This is a genomic window from Bacillus sp. TE8-1 (assembly GCF_008368855.1).
In the GTDB taxonomy this organism is placed as follows: Bacteria; Bacillota; Bacilli; order Bacillales; family Bacillaceae_G; genus Bacillus_A; species Bacillus_A cereus.
The window spans coordinates 147,068-167,481 of record NZ_QPET01000002.1; the positions used below are offsets into that span (position 1 = coordinate 147,068).

Here is a 20,414-nt window from a genome sequence, read left to right on the forward strand (position 1 = left end):
CATAACTTCTAAGAAATATTTCCTTCCTAAGAATTTACACTTACACCATATCTCTAACATACACACTACTCTTTCAAACAATCATTGAAAATTTATAAACTTAAAGTTACCTTTCCATTCCCTGTTAGCCTTAATTGAGAATAAATATTAATTAAATCGGTATAAAGTTGGTTTATTCTCTTGACAAAATAACCACTTCTATATGATAATTAATATCGAATTAGAATTATTATAGTTAATTAAAAAATATATTTTATGAGCACACTATTTTTTGATGCTCAAAACCAACATTTAGGAGGAATTTTAATATGTTATTAATCGGCACAGAAGTAAAACCGTTTAAAGCTAATGCTTACCATAATGGAGAATTTATCCAAGTTACTGACGAAAGTTTAAAAGGAAAATGGAGTGTAGTTTGTTTCTACCCAGCTGACTTCACATTCGTTTGCCCAACTGAACTTGAAGACTTACAAAACCAATACGCAACTCTAAAAGACTTAGGCGTTGAAGTATACTCTGTATCTACAGACACTCACTTCACTCACAAAGCATGGCATGATAGCTCAGAAACTATCGGCAAAATCGAGTACATCATGATTGGTGACCCAACTCGCACAATCACTACAAACTTCAACGTTTTAATGGAAGAAGAAGGTCTTGCTGCTCGTGGTACATTCATCATCGATCCAGACGGCATTATCCAATCTATGGAAATAAATGCTGACGGTATCGGCCGTGACGCAAGCATTCTTGTTAACAAAATTAAAGCTGCTCAATACGTACGTAACAACCCAGGTGAAGTTTGCCCAGCTAAATGGCAAGAGGGTTCTGCAACACTTAAACCAAGCCTTGACCTTGTAGGCAAAATCTAAGGAGTTCGATCAAAATGATACTAGATGCAGATATAAAAACACAACTATCCCAATACCTTCAATTAATGGAGAACGATATTTTACTTAAGGTAAGCGCAGGAGACGATAACGTATCTAAAGATATGTTAGCTCTAGTAGACGAATTAGCTACTATGTCATCTAAGATTACAGTAGAAAAAGTTGAATTAGAGAGAACACCAAGCTTTAGCGTAAACCGCCCTGGTGAAGACACTGGTGTCGTATTCGCTGGTATTCCATTAGGACACGAATTTACATCATTAGTGTTAGCTTTACTACAAGTAAGTGGACGCGCTCCAAAAGTTGAACAAAAATTAATCGATCAAATTAAAAACATTCAAGGCGAATATCATTTTGAATCTTATATCAGCCTAAGTTGTCATAACTGTCCTGATGTTGTACAAGCTCTTAACGTAATGAGCGTTCTTAACCCTGGTATTACACATACTATGATTGATGGCGCTGCATTCAAAGAGGAAGTAGAAAGCAAAGACATCATGGCAGTACCAACTGTTTACCTAAACGGCGAATCTTTCGGAAGCGGTCGTATGACACTTGAAGAAATTTTAGCTAAAATGGGTAACGGTCCAGATGCATCAGAGCTTTCTGATAAAGATCCATACGATGTTCTTGTTGTTGGTGGCGGCCCTGCTGGTGCAAGTGCAGCAATTTACGCAGCACGTAAAGGCATCCGCACTGGTATCGTTGCTGAGCGCTTCGGTGGTCAAGTAATGGATACTATGGGCATTGAGAACTTCATCAGCGTGAAAAAGACTGAAGGTCCTAAGCTAGTAGCAAGCCTTGAAGAGCACGTAAAAGAATACGACATCGATGTAATGAATCTACAACGTGCGAAACGTTTAGAGAAAAAAGAACTTATTGAAGTGGAACTTGAAAACGGCGCTATTCTGAAAAGTAAGAGCGTAATCGTTTCTACAGGTGCTCGCTGGCGTAATGTTGGCGTACCAGGTGAAGCTGAGTTCAAAAATAAAGGTGTAGCATATTGCCCACACTGTGACGGTCCATTATTCACTGGAAAAGACGTAGCAGTTATCGGCGGAGGTAACTCTGGTATTGAAGCAGCTATCGACTTAGCAGGTATCGTTAAGCACGTAACTGTTCTTGAATTCATGCCAGAATTAAAAGCTGATGCTGTATTACAAGAGCGTCTTAACAGCTTACCAAACGTAACTGTTCTGAAAAACGTTCAAACGAAAGAAATCACTGGTACTGATAAAGTAAACGGTATTTCTTACATCGATCGTGAAACTGAAGAAGTTCATCACGTTGAATTACAAGGTGTATTCGTACAAATCGGTCTTGTGCCAAACACAGACTGGTTAGGCGAAACAGTTGAACGCGTTCGCGGTGAAATCGTAACAGACAAGCACGGCGCTACAAACGTACCAGGAGTGTTTGCTGCAGGTGACTGTACAAATAATCCGTACAAACAAATCATCATCTCTATGGGTTCAGGTGCAAACGCAGCTTTAGGTGCATTTGATTACTTAATCCGTAACTAATAAAAAAGACGCGCTACCAATAGGTAGCGCGTCTTTTTTATTATATTTCATGTAAATAGTTATCAAGTTCCTTCCAACTCATTACTGTATAAGGTGTTCCTACATTCAATACTACCTTTACATTTTCTGCTACTACTTGCATTCTCTTAGTTGGATTATCTCTTTTTCCTGAAGGATAAATAGCAAGTTTCATCATTTCTTGCTTTCCATCTTCATAAATCCTTTTCTTTAAACCGAATTGGTTAATTTGTTCCTTTGAAGGAACTTCTTTGCCTTCCCAGTCACATATTTCAAATAGAGGATACCGATCTCCGTGCCATTCCTCAATAATCTCAATGACTTTAAGAATAATATAACTCCCTGATGCTAATTCATAACTAACAGCATCACCTGCTTTTAAAGAAGTATTAGCTATAAATCTTTTCGGCACTTTTTTAGCTTCTGGCTGCCGAGAATGTAACTGCTCTCTTAGTTTATTTAAAACTACTTCACGTTTCTTCTGTAATTTAGGTTCTTCTTCCCAACGGGCTAAATCTGCACCACTTTCTATTATTTGCAATGCCTCCTGCTTAACATTCTCTTGAAGTCTCCCTAACTTCCATTGTATGGAAGAAAATACCAACCAAAAACCAATAGTCTCTTCATCATCTAATTCATTCTTGTATTCCTCAATTACAATCTTACTTGCTTCCTCATTTGAATATTCATTTGCTAACAAATCCTTATACAGTAACTTAATATCCTCAGCAATATCGTCTGATAATATTGCTACTCCCCAAGCCCCCATACATTAACACTCCAATCTATACACTAAAAACCTCTCATTCCCATTCTTCTCATAAGCACCTGACAATCTAACTTCTTTCTTCAGCTCAAACGCAGTCTGATTTTCTAAGAAGAAAATATAGTCCTCAGAAGGATAATATAAAATAATATCTACTTCTCTCCCCGTTTCTTCTACTGAAAGCAAAATGTTATTTACTACATTCATAAACACTTGCACAGAAAACGGATTAAAGAAATAAAACCTATTATCATGTGGATCAATCTCATATTCCTGCGCTAAACAACATTCAAATCGAATTTTGTCTTTACTGTTTCTTACCTTTCGGGCATAACGATTAAGATTATCCATCGCTTCTTTATAAAACTCTTCATTCATTTCAATTCCAACCGCTGAAGCACTACACTTATGGTGCATATAAAAGTTTAACCGCCCTTTTCCGCACCCAAAGTCTACAATTCGGTCGCTACTTCGTATTTCATATTGATTCAATAACTCATCTAACCCGCTATACGGTGTCGGTTCATAGCGATGATAATGCATAGACTTGTTAAACCCTTTTTGCTCACCGACTGTTTTTATATGTAAAACTGCATCGTAATATTGTTCGTTCATTCGTTTTCTCCTATTAAAAAATGGTACTTATTATTATACACCATGTACTGGAGGCTCATTTTTCATCAAATTAATAGGTACGTGAAATTATATTAACGATTTTCTTAATATATCTATCGTAACTTCAAATATATCAACGATTTTCTCAATATATCTATCATAACTCAAAATATATCAACGGTTTTTCAAATATATCGATTTGCCGACAATTCACGACAAAAAAACAGGAGCTCTCTAGCCCCTGTCTTCTAACACTTTCAATATAGTTTGTTTCAATATTTCTACCCCATCCATAATACAACTATGGTCAAACCTCATATACGGATGGTGTAATCCAGGTTGTAGGTCTGCTCCTAGTCCAAGCATGACAGCTTTTAAATGTGGTCTTTTCACTGTATAGTAATGGAAATCATCGCTTCCTGTCGTATAGAGAGGCCCTGTGCATCTCTCTTCCCCATACACTTCGAGAATACCTTTACGCATAAAGCGCTCTGCTTCTTCGGAAACCTCTGCTCCTGGTGCAAGATCCATCCATTCGTATGAAGTTTTTGATCCCATCGATGCAGCTGATTCTATTACATGCTCAATCTTTTTCTTTAATTCTTCTAATAGTATATTACTCTCTGCTCTTACATCTAAACTGAAATGACCATTTCCCGGAATAATATTTAAATTATCACCACCAGCTTGGCATCTCGTCATTTTTACTGAATAAGAACTTTGCGGTGGCAGCCAAATATTTTTCAAACCGATATTAATCATGGAAATGACATCAATTGCATTCACACCTTGATGTGGTCTTGCCCCGTGTGCATCCTCCCCATGAATCATACCCTCTAAAAATCCTGCTGCTCCATGACGAATAGATGGGGCTGCTTGTTTCAAAGATAGTTCTTCAATTGGTCTTAGATGGACGCCAAATAAGAAATCAGCATCATCTACAGCACCTTTCTCCACCATCTTCAAAGCACCATTCCCCTTCTCTTCTGCTGGCTGAAAAATAAATCTAACCGTACCACTTTTCCATCTCATATTTTTCAATTGTAAAATAAGTCCCATTACAATGGTCATATGAGCATCATGGCCACATGAATGGTTCGCTTTAAATTCTCCATTTACTTCTTGCCAAAGTGCATCCATATCAGCACGAATCGCAATAACTGGATTCCCGCCTCCAATCTCAGCAATTACACCTGGACAATCATCAAATGTTCTATATGAAATTCCTTCTTCTTTTAAAAAGTCAGTAATATACGCTGTCGTTTCATATTCTTTCCAACTTACTTCAGGGTTTTCGTGTAAATGCTGAAAAATCTCCGTTAAGCGCTCTTGTAGTTCTAATGTTTTCAACGTTCCAGTCTCCTTCCCACATTACAAACGATTCGGGTTAATTATACTTATGAAAAACAGATGTTTTTATGAACATATTGAATTTTAAGAAAAAAGTCAATTATTTATTTTTAAATACTTAAAAAGCTTACTCTGCACTTATATTACAAACTAAACAAACAACTAGAACATTCCTTATTTTCTGTTTTTTATGTTGACGCTTACATAAACTTTTAGTTATCATAACCTAATAAACGTCTATTTTACGACAATTCTAAAAATACAAACAAACATACGTAACAAGGAGGAACTTTATGAAAAAAGAAATACCTTTTGGAATAGCGATTATCCCTATTATCATTACCGTTGCAGTTATGATGGTTACAATTGTTGTATTAAAACAAACCCCTCACGTTCCACTTATTATTGGTACAACCGTTGCTTCTATTGTCGCTTGGCGTTACGGTTACAAATGGAATGATCTTGAAGAAGCAATGTATAAAGGGATTCGTCTTGCATTACCTGCTATCGTCATTATTATTCTTGTTGGCTTAACAATTGGTGCTTGGATTGGCGGTGGAATCGTCGCAACGATGATTTATTACGGTTTAAAACTTTTAACTCCATCACTATTTTTAGTTTCCATTACCGTCATTTGTTCTATCGTAGCATTAGCAATTGGTAGCTCTTGGTCTACAATGGGCACAATTGGTGTTGCTGGAATGGGAATTGGCCTAAGTATGGGAATTCCAGCTCCAATGGTTGCTGGTGCCATTATTTCAGGCTCTTATTTTGGCGATAAAATGTCACCGCTTTCAGACACAACTAACTTAGCCGCAGGATTAACAAATACAGATTTATTCGCACACATTCGTCATATGTTATTTACTACAGTTCCAGGTTTAATTATTACTCTTATCGTCTACGCGGTCTTAGGAAGAAGCTTCGGCGCTAACAATATTGATGCGAAGAGCATCGATCAAACGTTACAAGTATTGCAACAAAACTTTGTTATCTCACCTTTCCTACTCATTATACCCGTAGTCGTTATGGTATTGGTCGCTAAAAAGGTCCCTGCTATACCAGCGATTCTCGTCGGTATTATTTTAGGATTTTTATCACAAGTCTTTATTCAAGGTGGTTCTGTCTCAGCATCTGTCGGTGCACTCCAAGCTGGATTTGTTATAGACACTGGAAACAAGCTAGTAGACGAACTATTTAACCGCGGTGGCTTAGATTCGATGATGAATACAGTCTCGATGACAATTGTCGCTATGACTTTCGGAGGAGTATTAGAACATACAGGTATTCTTCGCTCAATTGTAAATCAGATTTTAAAGTTAGCGAAATCAGCAAAAGGGCTTATCGCTTCTACTATCGCATCTTGTTTTGCAACAAACCTTACTTGCTCTGAACAATATATTTCAATTGTTGTCCCTTCAAGAATGTACGCAAATGCATACACAGAAAAAGGACTACATTCAAAAAACTTATCCAGAGCATTAGAAGATGGCGGAACATTAACTTCTGTCTTCGTTCCTTGGAATACGTGCGGTGTATTTATTCTCGCTACACTTGGCGTAGGTGCATTTGAATATGCCCCTTATGCTATTTTGAATTTCATCGTACCTATTATCTCAATCATTTATGGTATAACAGGCTTCACAATTGTAAAACTATCAGACATTGAAAAAGCAGAACTGCTAAAGAAACAAAAAGCTCAACTAGAAGCTTAAAAATAGCGGTAAATTCAGTTCATATAGTGCGCGAGGTCGCCCTTGTTGATAGGGCATTTCCTCGCCGCAAATATGAGCATACCCGTAATCAACTAATTTCTTTAACAACCTTTCTGTCGATCTTCGAGTCACTTGTAAATACTCAGAAAGGTCAGCTGCTGTAAACTTCAATGACGGGTGCGATTGACTAAATTGAATGATTTTTGACAAGTTGGCCGGACTAAGCTTCGTTTCCTTCGCTATTTTCATTAGTTCCGGATTATCATTTTTCAAACTTTGTACTCTCTGTTTTTTCGGGAACGGACCAAACAAATCTTTATCACTTGTTAGTATATAAAAACAACGATCTATTGGATTGTTCTTTGCAAAACTTTGAGCAATTTTTGCATTTTGCTCCGCTTCTTTCACGGTTTTCCCATAACCAAATCCAATAGCTATCGTTCCTTCTACGCTCGCAAACAAGTTATCTATCGCATTTGTTTTAATAATTGATTCGATATCACCACGAGTTGTATACAAAATGCATGTCATTTCATCCACTTGTTTAAATGAACCACGTAGTTCTTTTGAAATGACATCTAGTTTTTCAAGCAAACTCGTTCGTAATTCTAAGGAAGAAATAATACAAGCACCAACAGTAGCTGAATAGCTTTTTGCTAACTCAGCTTTTATTTTTGCATCTTTTAGCCCATGTATAATGGATTGTGTTGGATCAATCATACGCTCTGAAGGAACACCTATTTTTTGAAGCTCGTCGTAAACAGCGTGAATACTAGTTAAAGCTAAATGAGCCTCTCCAGATTGATATTTAGCTACATGAAAATCGATAACTCTATTTATCTCATCTTTACTCCACAGCATATTTTCATAATCCAACACTTGCGGGCTTTCTTTTATACCGATATCATGGAACACATTTGTAATAAACGAGCGGTCTACTAAATCGATGGAAATGTTATGTGGTTGAATACTTTGATGATACATGATAGAAAGAATTGAAGATGCGACAGTTGTCTCGTCTTGCTGTAAGTATGTACTTGGAATTCGTAATTGTTCTCTTATTTCTTTTGCCATATAATAAGGTAAAGCACCTGAGAAAAAGATGACATCACAAGGCTTTAAACACTTTAATAGTTCAGAAGATTCCGCCGGATGAAGGTAAATATATGGATCAATTTCTATTCCTTCTAATTTTTGAGCAATAGGAAAAAGGTTCTCCATAAACTCCTTTGAACCGACAACTGCAATTTTTATCATCATTTTCTCTAACTCCTTATCATTAATTAACGACTATTTAACGTCAACTATATCAAATGTATAAAACTATTGTAAACAGGAAGGGGTCTCTATTCAATGAAAATTACAGCTATTCATCTTTACGCAATTCGTTTACCGCTTCGCAATCCGTTTGTTATTAGTTATGGCTCTTATTCTGATATGCCCTCTATTATCGTCAAAATGGAAACAGATGAAGGTATTATCGGTTACGGTGAAGGCGTTGCTGATGATCACGTCACAGGTGAATCATGGGAAAGTACTTTCCATACTTTAAAACATACGCTAACCCCTGCTCTAATCGGAAAAAATCCAATGAATATCGAAAAAATACACGACATGATGGACAATACAATTTACGGTGTTCCAACAGCGAAAGCCGCAATTGATATTGCTTGTTTTGATATAATGGGCAAAAAACTAAATCAACCTGTATATCAATTAATTGGCGGGCGCTATCATGAAGAATTCCCTGTCACTCATGTTTTAAGTATTGCCGATCCAGAAAACATGGCTGAAGAAGCTGCTTCTATGATTCAAAAAGGTTACCAATCTTTCAAAATGAAAGTTGGTACAAATGTAAAAGAAGATGTGAAACGTATTGAAGCTGTACGAGAACGTGTAGGAAATGACATCGCTATTCGCGTTGATGTAAACCAAGGCTGGAAAAATAGCGCAAACACATTAACAGCACTACGTTCATTAGGACATTTAAACATTGACTGGATTGAACAACCTGTTATCGCGGACGATATTGATGCCATGGCTCATATTCGTTCTAAAACAGACCTCCCGCTTATGATTGATGAAGGATTAAAAAGTTCTCGTGAAATGCGCCAAATTATTAAATTAGAAGCTGCTGATAAAGTAAATATAAAACTAATGAAATGCGGCGGCATATATCCAGCTGTAAAGCTCGCTCATCAAGCTGAAATGGCCGGCATTGAATGCCAAGTAGGATCAATGGTCGAATCATCTGTTGCCTCTTCCGCAGGATTCCATGTCGCTTTCTCAAAGAAAATCATTACGAGCGTAGAGCTAACAGGACCATTAAAATTCACAAAAGACATTGGAAACTTACATTACGATGTACCATTCATTCGCTTAAACGAAAAGCCCGGACTCGGCATTGAAATAAACGAAGATACATTACAAGAACTAACCGTCTTTCAAGACGTTGTACGCTAAAGGAGGACTATCATATGACGGTTCTATACGAAGGAACATTAAAACAAAATAACAATCCATTTCACGTTACATTACTATCACTAGAGCACATCGAACAAATTTTATCACTACAAAACATCGTAGTTGAAGCACTAGAAGATAAAAGTCGTTTACAACCACTCTCACAAGAAGAATTTCAATACATTCTAGAAGGAAACGGCATGATGATCGGTGCTTTTATCGAAAACGAACTCATCGCATTTCGCGCTCTACTCGTCCCTCCTATCGACGATGAACATTTAGGGCTTGATATTGGTCTATCAGAAAGTGAACTGCACCGCGTCATCTATCAAGAAATCTCAAACGTTCATCCGAACTGCCGAGGAAATGGGATGCAAAAAATATTAGCAAACGTCATCATGGACGAATTGCAAAAAGAAGACAGCAAATATGATTATGTATGCTGCACCGTTGCTCCTTTTAACATCCCGAGTTTGAAGGATAAGTTTGCGCAAGGGATGGAGATTGCTGCGCTAAAGGAGAAGTATGGTGGTAGTCTGCGGTATGTTTTTATGAAGAAATTGCGCGGAGATAAAGAAAGCGATTGGACGGATATTCAAAGTATTCTAATGAGTGATGCTAGTGGACAGCAGGCTTTGCTTTCGGAAGGGTATCGTGGGTATGAGATGGAGAAAGTGGATGGGGATTTTGTTGTGAAGTTTGGGCGATAATCTATATGGTCGAAAAGAGGAGATGTCTGCTGTGACCTCTTCTCTTTTCGATTTGTTGAACAATCCTGTGGTAAATGAAATTATATCAACGATTTTTCGAATATATCTATCATAACTTACAATATATCAACGATTTTTAAAATATATCTATCAAAACTCACAATATATCAACGATTTGACAAGAAATATCGATTTACAGACAAAAATCGATATCCCTTCCTAAACCGTCATCTTCCAACTAGATAACGCTAACCAATTCTCCATTTCTTTATAATCAGGCATTATCTTCCCGACAAGACGCCAAAAAGAGCGATCATGATTTAAATGAACCATATGACACATTTCATGAACGACTACATAGTCAATTACTCGCTGTGGTGCCATTGCTAGCTTCCAATTGAATGTTAGTTGTAAATTCGAATCGCAAGTACCCCAAGTACGACTACTATCTGTAATACGAATAGAACGTGGTTTTGTTTTGAAATTACTTTGATGCGCTTTAATACTCTTCTCTACTAAAGATTTACACTGCTTATAGTAAAATCGTTTTAAAGCTTGTTGTATTTTCTCATCCTTAAGCTCTTTCACATAAATATGTAACTTATCCCCTTCAAAAATCGCATTGTCTTGCTCAATGCTTGCATCTTGGGAAATCTGTATCGGATACGTACTTCCTAAATATAGAAAGCCCTCTCCTTGATCATAGTCCTTTTCCTGTGGTCCAAGCGCTCTCTCCTGCATTTCCTTACGTGTTGCCTGAATCCAATCCCACTTTTCCTCTAGCAACTGGACTAAGTATTCAACAGGTGTTCCTTTCGGAGCTTGCACTTCCACATTTCCATACGAATCCACAAAAAGACGCACGGACTTTTTCTTCTTATAAGTTATATGAAAATTAATTGTCTCACCTAAATATGTATGTACCATTTCATCACCTAGCATAGTATTTTTACAAATAAAAAAGAGTAGGATACGAACGTCCTACTCTACCTATTATATCATTTACTGCTTTAGCAAGCTTATTATCCTCTATACTTTACACCTAATCCCTTAATGAAATTCCTTGCGTATCTATCGCCGCACTCTTTGTAATTTTTATGGCCTTTCTTTCTTAATAGAGCGCCTAACTCTCCTTTTGTTACCGTAACGCCTACGCTATCTAATATATCAAGTACATCCTCACTCGTTAAAGATAGTGCGATTTTCATTTTCTTTAGAAGAAGGTTATTGGCACTCTCCTTGCTCTGTACAGGTGCAGGCTGCCCTGGTTTCGGATCTTGCTTTCCTCTTTTTAAAGTAATAAATCCATTTAAAAATGCCTCTAACATCATCATATCGCATGTTTTTACGTACTCATCTTCAGCTACCTCATCATTTTCAGCTTCATGCTGAGGAGCTCTCTTTATTTTGGTAAGCATATCAACTACGTCTTCTTTCGTTACTTCTACGCCACCTAGTTTAAAGATTTCTACCATATCTATATCTCTTATATCTAAAGCGTATCGTACTCTTTTTAATATATCGTTGTTGCTCATTGCCATTGGGTTTCCCTCCTGAAATGTTGATTATTTATTCAGCGGTTAAAGTTTATGCTATAACCTACTTTAAATTATCATGTTTAATCTAACCTTTTAATTATTGTCCGCTAAATTAATACTTTAACATTTTAAAGATATGTTTTATAGTCTTACCCGAACTTTTCTCTATCATTGTATCTACAGCGCTCTTACATGTTTTTTATATGCCTATAAAAAGATTTCTCTCTTAACATTAACTAAAAGAAAAAAAACAGTGTTTTGATTTCTCAAATACACTGTTCTTTTCCAGCTCTGCACTTATTTTCAACTCACTCATGTCATGCACTACATATGAAATGATTTAACTGCTTAAAAGTTAAACCGTCTCACTATCCTGAGCCACACCAACACTATCCTCAAACTTATCCAACAAAGCACGCACCTCATCAGTCGATTTCGTACTCATCAATTGATTTCTCAATTCAGCAGCTCCAGGGAAGCCTTTTACATAAATTTTGAAGAAGCGGTGAAGCCCTGTGATTGAGCGTGGCAGTACTTCTGCATATTGATCTTGAAGATCAAGTTGTAGTCTTAAAAGATCTAGGTGCTCTTTACTGCTATGCTCTCTCGGCTCTTTTTCAAAAGCAAATGGATTTTTGAAGATGCCTCGTCCGATCATTACGCCATCAATGCCGTATTTTTCAGCAAGTTCCAGCCCCATTTTACGATCAAGAATGTCCCCATTGATTGTTATTAACGTATTTGGTGCGATACGGTCACGTAATTTTTTAATTTCCGGAATTAGTTCCCAATGCGCATCTACTTGGCTCATTTCTTCTCTTGTACGTAAGTGAATAGAAAGGTTTGCAATATCTTGTTTGAAAATGTGCGTTAACCAATCTTCCCACTCGCTTAACTCTTTAAAGCCAAGTCGTGTTTTTACGCTGACAGGTAGTCCGCCCGCTTTTGCTGCTTGGATAAGTTCTGCCGCAACGTCTGGACGTAGAATAAGGCCACTACCTTTTCCTCTTGATGCAACGTTCGGTACTGGGCAACCCATGTTAATATCGATGCCTTTAAATCCTAGTTCTGCCATACCAATACTCATTTGACGGAAGTATTCGGGATTGTCTCCCCAAATATGTGCCACCATCGGCTGTTCGTCTTCTGTAAAAATTAAACGGCCACGTACACTTTTCATACCCTCTGGATGACAATAGCTATCCGAGTTTGTGAACTCCGTGAAGAATACGTCTGGGCGACCAGCTTCACTTACTACGTGACGGAACACAACGTCTGTCACATCTTCCATTGGTGCAAGTACGAAAAATGGTCGTGGTAATTCACGCCAAAAATTATCTATCATTTCAAATTCAAATCCTCTCACTATGAATACAATTTCAAAATCTCAATTTATAATTTGTGAAAATCAGCAATATTTATTTTAACTAAAATCGCTTATGAATGGTATTTTTGTAAACCAAAAAGCAGGTGGTATAGATTTTCCTATATCAACTGCTTTCCTATTATACCAACTTAAGCCAAGCCACACACTCCACATGCGTCGTATGCGGGAACATATCAACAGGTTGTACTTCCTGCGTTTTATATCCGCCTTCTTCTAGTACTTTTAAATCACGTGCTAATGTTGCTGGGTTACATGATACGTATACGACGCGGTTTGGCTTCATGTCGATGATTGTGTTTAGTAATGCTTCGTCACAGCCTTTACGCGGTGGGTCTACGACCATTGTGTCGGCGATTACGCCTTCTTTGTACCATTTTGGAATGACTACTTCTGCTTCTCCTACGCCAAATTCAGCGTTTGTCATGTTGTTTAGTGCTGCGTTTCGGTTTGCGTCTTCGATTGCTTCTGGGACGATTTCAACGCCGTACACTTTTTTCGCTTTTTGCGCTAGGAATAACGAGATTGATCCGATTCCGCAATAGGCATCGATTACTGTTTCGTTACCATTTAATTTTGCGTATTCTAACGTTTTATCGTATAGCAATTTCGTTTGTTCTGGATTTACTTGATAGAATGAACGTGCTGAAATCGCAAATTTAATGTCACCGATAAAGTCATAAATATATTCTGATCCGTATAATACTGTCGTTTTGTCTCCGAAAATTACGTTTGTACGCTTCGTATTTACGTTTTGAACGATTGATTTTACTTCTGGGAATTTCGCTGCAATTTCTTCAATGATTGCTTTTTTGTTCGGCAATTCTGCTGTACGCGTAATGAAGACAAGCATAATTTCCCCTGTTACTTGTCCGTAACGAGCCATTACGTGACGAAGTGTTCCTTTGTTACGCTCTTCGTTGTACGCAGTGATACCGTGCTTTTCACAAATACGTTTTACTTCTTGGATTAATGTATCGTTTTCTTCTGCCTGAATTAAGCATGATTCCATATTAATGATGTCATGCGTTCCTTGGCGATAAAAACCAGCTACAAGTCCGCCTTCACGTTCTCCGATTGGTACTTGTGCTTTATTACGGTATACCCACGGATTCTTCATGCCAAGTACAGGATGAACAGGAACATCAGCTAGTCCTCCGATACGCTGCATAACGTCACGTACTTGTTTTTCTTTCGCTTGTAATTGTCCTTCATAAGTTAAGTGCTGAAGCTGACAACCGCCGCACTGATTATATACTGGGCATTCAGCATCTTTACGATATGGACTTTCTGTATGAAGCTTCATTAAACGGCCAAATGCGAAGTTTTTCTTCACTTTAATAATTTTAATTTGCGCTTCTTCACCTGGTAATCCGTTTTTAACGAAAATAGGATAGCCCTTTACTTTCGCAACACCGGCACCATCATGTGTTAAATCTTCAAATACTACATCTATAAACTCGTTTTTCTCAACTGGTGGCGTCATTTTAGTACTCATTTTCCGACCTCTCTTTTTCATAACACTGCGTTACATTTTATCATACTTATATGGTCTTTTTCTATTGGAAGAAAAAAAGCTATTGACGATACTTCTCTGTTAATGTTACGCTACTACTAATTTAATACGGACGATGTTACCTCATATATACTTGATAATATGGATCGAGAGTTTCTACCCGGCAACCTTAAATTGCTGGACTATGGGGAAAACTAATGAATATTAGCCTATGCGCAAAAAAGGACTCATATTGATTAGCTTTCTCTCATAGATGAAAGTGAATCCATATGGGTCTTTTTTTATTTTTATTTTTCTAAAAGGTCAGACATCTTACGTATGACATAAAACCTCATTCTTTTATTTTTAGTAATATAACGAGCGTTTTATGTACAAACTTTATACGAACTTCTGAAAGGGGCAACTACATGCAATATGTAATGAGCATTATCGGTATTCTTGCCGTGTTAGGTTTATGTTTTGCTTTGTCAAACAACAAAAGTAAAATCAACTTCCGTGCAATTGCAATTATGATTGGTTTCCAAATTTTAATCGGTTGGTTTATGTTTGCTACAAAGATTGGTCAACAAATCATTATTTTCATTAGTAAAGTTTTCAACAAACTAATTAAACTTGGTACGACAGGTGTCGATTTTCTCTTTAATGGAATTCACAGAGATTTTGTCTTTTTCTTAAACGTATTATTAATTATCGTATTTTTCTCAGCACTACTTTCAATCTTTAGTTATTTAGGTGTTTTACCATTCATCGTTCGCGTTGTCGGCGGTGCTATTTCAAAAATTACTGGTTTACCACGTGTTGAGTCATTCCACGCAGTAAACTCTGTATTCTTCGGTTCAAGTGAAGCGTTAATCGTTATTAAAAACGATTTACAGCATTTCAATAAAAATCGTATGTTTATCATTTGTTGTTCTGCGATGAGCTCCGTTTCTGCTTCTGTTACAGCATCATACGTAATGATGTTAGATGCAAAATACGTACTGGCAGCTCTTCCGCTAAACTTATTCTCAAGCTTAATCGTTTGTTCGTTATTAACACCAGTTGATACGAAGAAAGAAGATGAAGTGATTCAGAAATTTGATAGAACTCTATTCGGAGACAGCTTTATCGGCGCAATGATTAACGGTGCGCTTGATGGTTTAAAAGTAGCTGGTATCGTTGCCGCATTAATGATCGCCTTTATCGGTGTGATGGAAGTTGTAAACTACGTAATTAGTGCAGCTTCAGGCGCAATGGGACATGCTGTTACTTTACAACAAATCTTCGGTTACGTACTTTCTCCATTCGCATTCTTAATGGGTATTCCAACTCAAGATATTATCCCAGCTGGTGGTATTATGGGTACGAAGATTGTTTTAAATGAGTTTGTAGCAATCCTTGATTTAAAAGACACAGCTACAACATTAGCTCCACGTACAGTTGGAATCGTTACAGTATTCTTAATTAGCTTCGCAAGTATTAGCCAAATTGGTGCAATCGTTGGTACAATCCGTGCCCTTTCTGAAAAACAAGGAAGCGTTGTTTCTAAATTTGGTTGGAAAATGCTATTTGCATCAACACTTGCTTCTATTTTATCTGCGACAATCGCTGGATTGTTTATTTAATAAAAAATCACCTTACTTTAACGAGTAAGGTGATTTTTTTGATTCTTTATGAAATCGAGTGAAATTCAACTGCTTCTTCTGTATTGATAATCCTATCTTTATATATACCTTTTATTGAAATGTAAATGATAGATTTGTTTATGTTTTTTAACTTTCCTAATGAAAAATGATAAAGTAATCCATCGCTTTTTAAAGTCCACATCTTCCCACTCCATGGACCAGTAGCTTTTTGTTCATCCGACGCCTTTATTTCACCTTCATATTCGCATTCTCCTAAAGGAGTTTTAATTATATTCTTCTCTGTATCAATTCGAATATTTTTAATTAGCTTCAAATTTTCATCAGAGAGAATTTGAATTTCATGATCTTTCTGTTTAAAAAAGAGTTTTCCGTCTTTGGTATTTACATATTCTGCATTATTCATTTTATCTATCATAAAATCATATTCTTCTTTTGTAATACCTAAGTTTTGATGATAAGGAAACGTTTTTTCGGTATAATTTCTTCTTCGGCATACTTCAAATACCAATCTAAATTATTTGTAATACTATCGCTCATTTTATTTCCTATTTTCTCTAATTTCTCTTTTATCTCATAAGGAAATTCTAGTGTCATAATATCCGCCGTCACTTCCGCATTCATAAGATGCGATGGAATATACTCTTCCACGCTATTCGCTTTACTCACTTCACTTTGACAACCAACTATAAATAGCGATATGAAAAAGATATATATTATTTTTTTATATTTCATTTCTATTCTTCACTCCATACATTATTCTTACTTAGTTTTATAGCGGTTTTCATTATAGTATAAAATCTTTATATTTTAATATAAATACATATCCTTATGCAAAATTGCATATTAATATGTCTTCTTCTTACTTTAAAATTAGCTTAAATAACTTTCCAAATTATACAAATAATAAGCGTTAAATGTTATAATTTGTAAAAAACATTGGAGGACCTTATGAAAATTCACGCCCTTTTCGATTTCTTACATTTACTAGTCTTAACGCTGAAAAGCTATTATGTATGGGGAATGCCTATCTATGTCTTCATTATTCCTCTTATCTTTGTAGTCGGTTATATTATTATTAATTCTAATAAGAAACAAAAAAATACATCTATTCAAAGTCACTAATCTATTACCTTAATAGCCTCCTAAAAATCATATTCCCCTCATTTTCTTCAAATGATATGATGAACAAGGGTATATCCCCACCACTCTTATAGCGGTGGGGATTTTAATGTCAATATGCAACATACTACACAATAGAAGGTGATTTTTATGAGAAAATACGCAGCAATTGCTTTATGTACGTCTGCCATTCTAGCAGGCTGCAATACTAGCAATGTAAGCCAAGAACCTAAAAAAGAGAAAAAGGTTCAAGAAGTAGCTATACAAAAAGAGACTCTACAAGAACAAGGTAAAATTTCTTATACTCCCATCACACACGAATCTACAAACACAAGTATTCATATTACAGACTTAAAAGATTCTTTAAATGAAGTACAATATAAAATTTGGCGCACAGCTGATGGAAAGGAACGTGCTAAATCTTTTTCTTCTAAAGAAAAGGAGAAACAATTTACAATTCCTTTTGACATAAAAGAATTTGAAGGAAAACGCGGTGAGTTCCAAATTGAAGCAACAGGAATGAAAGAAGATGGGAAAACAATCCCGCTTACGAAATCTACTATTACTTTCGAACAAAAGGTTCCTGTTCTTATGTATCACGCAATCGATGATTATCATGGTCAAGGTATTAAAGACTTATTCGTATCACCAGCTAACTTTGAAGCACAAATGAAACATTTAAAAGACAATGGTTATACGCTTTTAACGTTTGAACGCTGGGGCGATATAAATAAAGTAAATAAGCCGATTTTCGTTACATTTGATGACGGTATGAAAAATAATATGAATGCATTTCGCGTTTTACAAAAGCTAAAAGATGATACTTTTAAACCGGCAGCAACAGAATATATGATTGTTGATAACGTTGATGTAGAAGGAGCATTGTCTACTTCTGAAATAAAAGAAATGGTTGATTCCGGCATTTTCTCGGTGCAATCTCATACTGCAACACATGCAGACTTACCGAAAATTACAAACTATGAGGAAGAGTTAAAAGGTTCAAAAGAAAAACTAGAAAAAATAACAGGTAAGCCTGTTATCGCGATTGCTTATCCATTCGGTCATGTAGATGATAAGGTTGTTACAGAAACGAAGAAGTATTATCAATTTGCGACGACGACAAAGCCTGGGCAATTCATTACGAAGGGTGAACCTGATGAATTGTTAAAGATGAAGCGCGTTCGTATACACCATACAACGACTGTAGAGCAGTTTGCTTCTTCAATTAAGTAAATATAAGGGCTCAATACATTTTGAGCTCTCTTTTTACTTTATATTTATATATATTTTTAGAATTTTCTTGTATTATATATAGTAAGAAATCTTTCAAATTAAAGGAGATTATACATATGTCATTTGAACAAACGTTAGAGAAATATGCTGCTCTTGCAGTTAATGTTGGTGTTAATATTCAACCTGGACAAACTTTATCAATTAGTGCACCTCTTGAAGCTGTACAATTTGTACGCCTCGTTACAGAAAAAGCATATAAATCTGGTGCAAAACACGTATATGTAGATTGGAATGATGAGACGTTAACACGCTTAAAGTTCGATCTAGCTCCTGAAGAAGCTTTCGCTGAATTTCCATCTTGGAAAGCACATGCTCGTGAAGAATTAGCAAAAGAAGGCGCTGCATTTATGTCTATCTATGCAGAAAACCCTGATTTATTAAAAGGTGTAGAAGCATCGCGTATTGCAACAGCTCATAAAGTAGCTGGAGAAGCAATGAAAGTATACCGTGATTACGTACAAGCAGATAAAGTAAGCTGGTGTGTCATTTCTGTTCCTACGAAAGAATGGGCTGCGAAAGTATTCCCTGACGTAGCGCCAGAAGAACAAGAAGCAAAGTTATGGGATGCTATTTTCAAAGCTACTCGTGCTGATTTAGAAAATCCTGTAGAAGCATGGAAAGAACATGATGAAACATTACATACAAAAGTGGATTACTTAAACGAAAAGCATTATAAAGCTCTTCACTATACAGGTCCTGGAACAGATTTAACAATCGAGCTTCCAGAAAAACATGTATGGGCTGGTGCTGGTAGCTTAAATGAAAAGAACGTACCATTTATGGCTAATATTCCAACTGAAGAAGTATTTACAATGCCACTTAAAACAGGTGTAAACGGCCAAGTTTCTAGTACAAAACCGTTAGTATTTGCAGGTAATATTATCGATAATTTCACGTTAACATTTGAAAACGGGCGTATCGTAGACTATAAAGCTGAAGCTGGTGAAGAAGCTTTACAACATTTAGTAGAAACAGATGAAGGTTCTCACTTCTTAGGAGAAGTAGCTTTAGTACCTCATGACTCACCAATTTCAAACACAAATGTTTTATTCTACAATACACTATTTGACGAAAATGCATCTTGCCACCTTGCAATCGGAAATGCTTATGCATTTAACTTAGTTGGCGGAAAAACAATGTCTAAAGAAGAACTTGCTGAAAACGGCGCAAACGCTAGTATCACACACAACGACTTCATGATTGGATCAGCTGAGCTTGATATTGACGGTATTACTGCTGATGGCAGACATGAGCCTATCTTCCGTAAAGGTAACTGGGCGTTTTAAATTTATTACCATAAAGAAACACATTGGATAATCCAATGTGTTTCTTTATTTATTTGGTTTCAATTCAAATTTTATCGTTCTATTTTCATGCGTAAACTCCGGTCTATACGTAGCGATATACGTATTTTCTTTCGCTACGTCAAATAGCATGATATCTTGAATTTTTTCATCTGGTGCTAACTTTTTACTAATAAAGCTATCAGGGTTATTATATTCTTTAAATCTTGTACCTTTCTTATCGGTAATCTCAAATTCATAAAATGCAAAAGGTATTTCCTTTTTACTATTATTTTCTACTTTGAAAATAATCCCCAAAATCTCCTCTTTCTTTTTATTCTCATCATAATCCGGATATCCTAATTTAACTGAATCGATAGTTACTTGCAAACCATCTACGTCTACTGTCTCCCCTATTTTATACACTTTATCTTGAACATCTTCTTGTTTACTTTCATTACTATCTTTAGTCTCAGTGCAAGCACTTAAACTAAAAGCTATGCCAAAAATTAAAACAATTTGACTTACCTTTTTTAACATACTCTTTCCTCCACATAAGACAATATTTCATATGTATCATAACAAAACGCTTTACTCTTTCTTGTC

At 36.3% G+C, this 20,414-nt stretch carries 18 protein-coding genes, 1 pseudogene and 1 riboswitch; of the genes and pseudogenes, 9 read left to right on the plus strand and 10 right to left on the minus strand.

Annotated features, from left to right (window positions below; all coding sequences use genetic code 11):
- The first annotated feature begins 308 nt into the window (after positions 1-308).
- Entirely contained in the window at positions 309-872 is a 564-nt protein-coding gene (ahpC, locus tag DN404_RS02070; protein ID WP_000924419.1) for an alkyl hydroperoxide reductase subunit C, read from the plus strand.
- A 14-nt stretch (positions 873-886) separates the two neighbouring features.
- Positions 887-2,413, plus strand: coding sequence for an alkyl hydroperoxide reductase subunit F (gene ahpF / locus DN404_RS02075; protein WP_000599501.1), 1,527 nt, complete (start codon positions 887-889; stop codon positions 2,411-2,413).
- A 40-nt stretch (positions 2,414-2,453) separates the two neighbouring features.
- Here the strand turns inward: ahpF and DN404_RS02080 are convergent, their stop codons facing one another.
- From DN404_RS02080 to DN404_RS02090, 3 genes are all read right to left on the minus strand, one after another.
- Positions 2,454-3,200: a hypothetical protein gene (locus DN404_RS02080; RefSeq protein WP_149214680.1), complete on the minus strand. Its 747-nt coding sequence runs from the start codon at positions 3,198-3,200 to the stop codon at positions 2,454-2,456.
- Positions 3,201-3,203: 3 nt separating this feature from the next.
- Positions 3,204-3,812, minus strand: coding sequence for an SAM-dependent methyltransferase (locus DN404_RS02085; RefSeq protein WP_149214681.1), 609 nt, complete (start codon positions 3,810-3,812; stop codon positions 3,204-3,206).
- 234 nt (positions 3,813-4,046) lie between these two features.
- Entirely contained in the window at positions 4,047-5,162 is a 1,116-nt protein-coding gene (locus DN404_RS02090) for a M20 peptidase aminoacylase family protein (protein WP_044307360.1), read from the minus strand.
- Between the two features lie 293 nt (positions 5,163-5,455).
- On the opposite strand from DN404_RS02090, the gene nhaC reads away from it, so the two are divergent.
- Positions 5,456-6,877, plus strand: a complete 1,422-nt coding sequence (gene nhaC, locus DN404_RS02095; RefSeq protein ID WP_000711525.1) for a Na+/H+ antiporter NhaC — start codon at positions 5,456-5,458, stop codon at positions 6,875-6,877.
- Here nhaC and DN404_RS02100 read toward each other — a convergent pair.
- The gene (locus DN404_RS02100; protein WP_149214682.1) at positions 6,866-8,137 is read right to left on the minus strand and encodes a transcriptional regulator; all 1,272 of its coding nucleotides are present in this window, start codon (positions 8,135-8,137) and stop codon (positions 6,866-6,868) included. The two genes, nhaC and DN404_RS02100, sit on opposite strands and share 12 nt — an antisense overlap.
- Before the next feature lie 93 nt (positions 8,138-8,230).
- On the opposite strand from DN404_RS02100, the gene DN404_RS02105 reads away from it, so the two are divergent.
- Together DN404_RS02105 and DN404_RS02110 are read left to right on the plus strand one after the other, a co-directional pair.
- Entirely contained in the window at positions 8,231-9,340 is a 1,110-nt protein-coding gene (locus DN404_RS02105) for a mandelate racemase/muconate lactonizing enzyme family protein (protein ID WP_149214683.1), read from the plus strand.
- Positions 9,341-9,354: 14 nt separating this feature from the next.
- Entirely contained in the window at positions 9,355-10,050 is a 696-nt protein-coding gene (locus tag DN404_RS02110) for a GNAT family N-acetyltransferase (RefSeq protein ID WP_149214684.1), read from the plus strand.
- 219 nt (positions 10,051-10,269) lie between these two features.
- On the opposite strand, the gene DN404_RS02120 is transcribed toward DN404_RS02110, so the two are convergent.
- The 4 genes from DN404_RS02120 to rlmD form a co-directional block, all read right to left on the minus strand.
- Complete coding sequence (locus tag DN404_RS02120; RefSeq protein ID WP_000233742.1) at positions 10,270-10,977, minus strand: M48 family metallopeptidase; 708 nt, start codon at positions 10,975-10,977, stop codon at positions 10,270-10,272.
- Positions 10,978-11,072: 95 nt separating this feature from the next.
- Positions 11,073-11,591, minus strand: a complete 519-nt coding sequence (locus tag DN404_RS02125) for a YehS family protein (RefSeq protein ID WP_025710048.1) — start codon at positions 11,589-11,591, stop codon at positions 11,073-11,075.
- Between the two features lie 352 nt (positions 11,592-11,943).
- On the minus strand, positions 11,944-12,933 hold the full coding sequence (locus DN404_RS02130) for a tRNA dihydrouridine synthase (protein WP_000566708.1): 990 nt from the start codon (positions 12,931-12,933) through the stop codon (positions 11,944-11,946).
- 160 nt (positions 12,934-13,093) lie between these two features.
- The gene (gene rlmD / locus DN404_RS02135; RefSeq protein WP_149214685.1) at positions 13,094-14,470 is read right to left on the minus strand and encodes a 23S rRNA (uracil(1939)-C(5))-methyltransferase RlmD; all 1,377 of its coding nucleotides are present in this window, start codon (positions 14,468-14,470) and stop codon (positions 13,094-13,096) included.
- Positions 14,471-14,591: 121 nt separating this feature from the next.
- A riboswitch (purine riboswitch) is annotated at positions 14,592-14,693 on the plus strand.
- A gap of 202 nt (positions 14,694-14,895) precedes the next feature.
- Here rlmD and DN404_RS02140 point away from each other — a divergent pair.
- Positions 14,896-16,092 carry a NupC/NupG family nucleoside CNT transporter gene (locus tag DN404_RS02140; protein WP_001200491.1) on the plus strand — a complete coding sequence of 399 codons (1,197 nt, stop codon included), beginning with the start codon at positions 14,896-14,898 and terminating at the stop codon, positions 16,090-16,092.
- A gap of 46 nt (positions 16,093-16,138) precedes the next feature.
- Here DN404_RS02140 and DN404_RS02145 read toward each other — a convergent pair.
- A pseudogene (locus tag DN404_RS02145) lies at positions 16,139-16,845 on the minus strand (hypothetical protein).
- A gap of 216 nt (positions 16,846-17,061) precedes the next feature.
- Between DN404_RS02145 and DN404_RS30415 the strand changes: the two are divergent.
- The 3 genes from DN404_RS30415 (at position 17,062) to DN404_RS02155 (ending at position 19,811) form a co-directional block, all read left to right on the plus strand.
- Complete coding sequence (locus DN404_RS30415; RefSeq protein WP_000690673.1) at positions 17,062-17,235, plus strand: hypothetical protein; 174 nt, start codon at positions 17,062-17,064, stop codon at positions 17,233-17,235.
- Between the two features lie 147 nt (positions 17,236-17,382).
- Entirely contained in the window at positions 17,383-18,465 is a 1,083-nt protein-coding gene (locus DN404_RS02150; protein ID WP_001233735.1) for a polysaccharide deacetylase family protein, read from the plus strand.
- Positions 18,466-18,581: 116 nt separating this feature from the next.
- A complete protein-coding gene (locus DN404_RS02155) occupies positions 18,582-19,811 on the plus strand; it encodes an aminopeptidase (protein WP_063245439.1) in 1,230 nt (409 codons plus the stop codon).
- A gap of 45 nt (positions 19,812-19,856) precedes the next feature.
- Here DN404_RS02155 and DN404_RS02160 read toward each other — a convergent pair whose 3' ends face one another.
- A complete protein-coding gene (locus DN404_RS02160) occupies positions 19,857-20,348 on the minus strand; it encodes a DUF4352 domain-containing protein (RefSeq protein ID WP_000915109.1) in 492 nt (163 codons plus the stop codon).
- Positions 20,349-20,414: the final 66 nt, after the last annotated feature.

Excerpts from the sequence above, each read along its gene's own strand:
- DN404_RS02105 (WP_149214683.1), top strand. The coding sequence starts at position 8,231 with ATGAAAATTACAGCTATTCATCTTTACGCAATTCGTTTACCGCTTCGC.
- nhaC (WP_000711525.1), top strand. The coding sequence starts at position 5,456 with ATGAAAAAAGAAATACCTTTTGGAATAGCGATTATCCCTATTATCATT.
- ahpC (WP_000924419.1), top strand. The coding sequence starts at position 309 with ATGTTATTAATCGGCACAGAAGTAAAACCGTTTAAAGCTAATGCTTAC.
- DN404_RS02125 (WP_025710048.1), bottom strand. The coding sequence starts at position 11,591 with ATGGCAATGAGCAACAACGATATATTAAAAAGAGTACGATACGCTTTA.
- DN404_RS02130 (WP_000566708.1), bottom strand. The coding sequence starts at position 12,933 with ATGATAGATAATTTTTGGCGTGAATTACCACGACCATTTTTCGTACTT.
- DN404_RS02140 (WP_001200491.1), top strand. The coding sequence starts at position 14,896 with ATGCAATATGTAATGAGCATTATCGGTATTCTTGCCGTGTTAGGTTTA.
- DN404_RS02150 (WP_001233735.1), top strand. The coding sequence starts at position 17,383 with ATGAGAAAATACGCAGCAATTGCTTTATGTACGTCTGCCATTCTAGCA.
- DN404_RS02080 (WP_149214680.1), bottom strand. The coding sequence starts at position 3,200 with ATGGGGGCTTGGGGAGTAGCAATATTATCAGACGATATTGCTGAGGAT.
- DN404_RS02155 (WP_063245439.1), top strand. The coding sequence starts at position 18,582 with ATGTCATTTGAACAAACGTTAGAGAAATATGCTGCTCTTGCAGTTAAT.
- DN404_RS02160 (WP_000915109.1), bottom strand. The coding sequence starts at position 20,348 with ATGTTAAAAAAGGTAAGTCAAATTGTTTTAATTTTTGGCATAGCTTTT.
- DN404_RS02120 (WP_000233742.1), bottom strand. The coding sequence starts at position 10,977 with ATGGTACATACATATTTAGGTGAGACAATTAATTTTCATATAACTTAT.
- ahpF (WP_000599501.1), top strand. The coding sequence starts at position 887 with ATGATACTAGATGCAGATATAAAAACACAACTATCCCAATACCTTCAA.
- rlmD (WP_149214685.1), bottom strand. The coding sequence starts at position 14,470 with ATGAGTACTAAAATGACGCCACCAGTTGAGAAAAACGAGTTTATAGAT.
- DN404_RS30415 (WP_000690673.1), top strand. The coding sequence starts at position 17,062 with ATGAAAATTCACGCCCTTTTCGATTTCTTACATTTACTAGTCTTAACG.
- DN404_RS02085 (WP_149214681.1), bottom strand. The coding sequence starts at position 3,812 with ATGAACGAACAATATTACGATGCAGTTTTACATATAAAAACAGTCGGT.
- DN404_RS02110 (WP_149214684.1), top strand. The coding sequence starts at position 9,355 with ATGACGGTTCTATACGAAGGAACATTAAAACAAAATAACAATCCATTT.
- DN404_RS02100 (WP_149214682.1), bottom strand. The coding sequence starts at position 8,137 with ATGATGATAAAAATTGCAGTTGTCGGTTCAAAGGAGTTTATGGAGAAC.